The 3,738-nt window shown below is 58.1% G+C and carries 2 protein-coding genes; both read right to left on the reverse strand.

Translation table 11 applies throughout. The annotated features are described in order from the left end of the window. Positions 1–79: 79 nt before the first annotated feature. Positions 80–1,618 carry an aldehyde dehydrogenase family protein gene (locus MPRO_RS17745; protein ID WP_067296023.1) on the reverse strand — a complete coding sequence of 513 codons (1,539 nt, stop codon included), beginning with the start codon at positions 1,616–1,618 and terminating at the stop codon, positions 80–82. Positions 1,619–2,026: 408 nt separating this feature from the next. After that, positions 2,027–3,505, reverse strand: coding sequence for a MocR-like pyridoxine biosynthesis transcription factor PdxR (gene pdxR / locus MPRO_RS17750; protein ID WP_067296026.1), 1,479 nt, complete (start codon positions 3,503–3,505; stop codon positions 2,027–2,029). Between the last annotated feature and the right edge of the window lie 233 nt (positions 3,506–3,738).

Here is a 3,738-nt window from a genome sequence, read left to right on the forward strand (position 1 = left end):
AGGCTGCTAGTTCCCAAGCCCCAAGCCCCGGGCGATAGCCCAGAGCCCGAGGCTCTTGTGATGGCTATTTCAGAGCAACTCAGCTGGCGACGCAGCTGCGCACATTGTTGTCGGCTGTAGCTGCCGTCGTTGCCGTTGCCGTGACGCCCCTGGGATCAACGACACGAATGGTAGCGACCTTGCTCTGGGTGAAGAAGTCGATGGCATCCTTGCCCTGTACCTTGTTGTTGCCCACCAGAGAACCCTTGATGCCGCCAAAGGGCAGGTAGGGATGGGGGGCGCAGATGCCGACGTTGACACCAACCATGCCGACGTCGGCCTCGTTGATGAATTTCTCGGTGTAGAAACTGTTCTGGGTAAAGATGCAGGCGCCATTGCCCAGCGGGTGGTTGCGGATCATGCGCAGGGCGCCGTCTATGCAGCCCACCTTGATAATGTTGAGCACGGGGCCAAAAATTTCTTCCTTGGCGATACGCATGCAGGGGGTTACATCGGTAAAGACAGTGGGGCCGACAAAATAACCATCCTGATTGGCTTCGGGCAGTTGCGGGTTACGCCCATCCAGCGCCAGGGTGGCGCCTTCTGCAAGGCCAATGTCGATGTAATCGTGAATGCGTTTCCTGGCGCTGGCTGAGATCACCGGGCCCATGAAAATATCGGGGTCCATGGCATCGCCCAGAGTGACCTTGCGTGAGGCTTCCAGCAGACGGGCGAGGAAGTCGTCGTAGATTTCCGGCACCACGGCAATATTGGAGACCGCCAGGCAGCGCTGACCAGCCGAGCCGTAGCCCGACATCAGGATGTTGTCGATCAGCAGATCCATGGGGGCATCTTCCATGGCGGCGAGGAAGTTCTTGGCCCCGCCCAGCAGCATGGTTTTCTTGCCGCCGCGCCCGCAACCCTCGCCGATGGCCTTGGCGGTGGGAGTCGAGCCCACCAGGCAGACACCGGCGACATTGTCGTCTTCATACCAGGCCTCAACCACTTCGCGGTCACCGTGCACTATATTGACGACGCCGTCAGGCAGGCCAATATCACACAGCAGCTGCATCATTTTCTGCATAAACAGTGGTGATTCTGTGGAGGGCTTGTAAACGAAGGTGTTGCCTGTGCCTATGGCAAAGGGGATGAACCAGCCAAATACCAGGGCGGGAAAGTTGAACGGCGCCACACCGCAGAATACGCCCAGCGGTGCCTTGATCAGGCGGCCGTTGATGTTGTTGGCAATGCCCTGCACGGTGTCGCCCTGAATCAGCGCGGGAATGGTGCAGGCCATCTGCAATATCTCTATAACGCGGCCGACTTCGCCGCGGGCTTCGGCGATATGCTTGGCCTGGTCAATGGCGATGGAATGGGCCAGCATTTCCAGATTATCTTCCATGGCGCGGTGCATCTTGAAGATGAAGTCCATGCGTTTGGGTAATGGCAGTGCGCTCCAGGCCGGGTAGGCGGCGGCTGCGGCCGCTGTGGCCTCACGGGAGGTGGCGGGGGATGACAGCGGTACTTCACCGATCACGTGTCCGGTGGAGGGGTTACGCAGGGGCTCGTACTGTCCGTTGGATTCGTCCAGCCAGGCACCGTTAATATGGTTTTTGATTTTGATATATTCGGTGCTCATCGTTGAACTCCTGTTCGGTTAAGTAAAATTGATTGCCACGGTCTGTATGGGGAGATAATTCGTTGTCGCAACCGTTAGATGGCTGCGGCTGCCGGGAATTGACCCGTTTATTAATCGGTGTGTTTTCAGCCGCGTTAATCCGGCCACCTGCAAACGGTACTCTCGCATTAATGGGATGCGGATTTAAAGCGACCGCTCTAACTGGACGAAACGGGCTTGAATGCGAAAGGCCTGGCGGGTTCAGTCAAAACCTTGAAACGGACTATAGGACAGTGCTGAACAGGCACTATAGACCCAACAGATATAGCGTTCTGGATCCAGCCGCGGAGCTGGGCTTTGAGCGTTTGTGCGGACAGGTTCAGAGCCGCGCTGCAGTTTCTTCATTGAAATAGCGCGGCCATGGAAGGTCTAGCTAATCAGTTTTATCAGTTTGGCCACGCGCTCCAGTCCCGGGCGTATGCGTTCGGTGGCGATGGAGGAGTAACCCAGGCGGAAAAAATTTTTCGCCTCGGACTGATAAAAGTAAATGTCGCCGGATTCGAGCACCACACCTTTTTCCAGGGCCAGGCGCTTGAGTTCCCGCGCATCCAGAGTGTCAGGACCTTTCACCCAGTAGGAGGAGCCGCCAAACACCGGCGGTTGGGTTGAGTCGGGCAAAAATTCCTGCAGCGCATCACCGACCTCCTTCCAGCGTTCTTCATACACCTGCACCAGCCGGCGGATAAGGGAGTCGTGGTAGCCACGGGCCAGGAACAGGCCCACCGAGCGCTGATTGTTCATGGGCGGGTGACGCATCATCATGCGGCGATATTCCCGCACCTCCCGTATCAGCTCACGGGGGCCCACCATATAGCCAATGCGCAGCCCCGGTGACAGGGTTTTGGACAGGCTGCCCAGATAGATCACCCGATCATGCCTGTCCAGGCTCTTGAGTGCCGGGGAGGGGTGGCGGGCAAAGGTGGTTTCACACTCGTAATCATCTTCGATGATCAGGAAATTGTGTTTTGAGGCCTGCTCCAGCAGGGTACGTCTGCGCGCCATCGGCATGGTCACTGTGGTCGGGAACTGATGACTGGGGGTGGTGAAAACAAGATCGCAGCCCCGCAGCTGGTCGCCGGTTATCAGGCCTTCGCCATCTATCTGCAGCGGGCGCACCTGGGCGCCGGTGCAGCTGGCTATGCGGGTGAGATCCGGATAACCGGGCTCCTCGAGGCCGAAGGTGGAATTGCTGTCCAGCAACAGGCGCAGCGTCATGTAGAGCGCATGCTGTGCCCCTACGGTAATAAGAATTTCCTCGGGGTCTGCCCATACCCCGCGCCGGGGCAGCACGCGGGTATGGATCTGTTCGATCAGCAGGGCGTCGTCGTCATCGTAGCGATCCCCGGACCAGTCGCGGATGGACTGTACGGACACGGATTCGCGGCAGCACTCGCGCCAGTGATTGGTCGGGAACAGGGTTGGATCGAGCTGGCCGTAGATAAAGGGGTAGGGATAGTCCTGCCAGCGGTGCAGCTTGTTGAGCTTGTCGCGGGAGGGGGTAAATTTCAGACTCTGCTGCCAGTCGGGTCGGGTGCCCTGTATGACGTCAGGCTCGGCGTCTTTATCACTGATGCTCTCGTCCCGGGCGAGGCTCTGGAGAATGTCTGCATTGACGTAAAATCCCGCCCTTTCCCGGGAGATCAGGTAACCGTCATCGATCAGGTGTTCGTAGGCGATGATCACCGTATTGCGCGAGACCCCCAGGGTTTCCGACAACTTGCGGGTCGAGGGTAGCGGCACATCGACGGGAATATGACCGTCGATAATGGCCTTGCTGATCTGTTCGCGAATCTGCTGCTGCAGGCTTGAATCGCTGTGCGGAGACAGCTGAAACAGGTGACTTAACATCGATACCTTCTTTATCCATCACGCCCTGGCGCCATTCGCCATGCCCGTTTGTACGTCGGCGTTCAGGGTGGCGTCAAGTCGCGGGTGTTCTGCGGATACGCGAGTCCTGTGAGTTAGGGCGGCACCATTGGCGTGCTGGATCAATACCAAAGAAGTGGCGGGCAAGCTGGGCAGCTCCGAGCTGCGCCGGTATGCTGGGCCGGATCCATCAATGAGAGATATTCATCAACAAT

The organism is Marinobacterium profundum, assembly GCF_001528745.1.
Taxonomy (GTDB): Bacteria; Pseudomonadota; Gammaproteobacteria; order Pseudomonadales; family Balneatricaceae; genus Marinobacterium_A; species Marinobacterium_A profundum.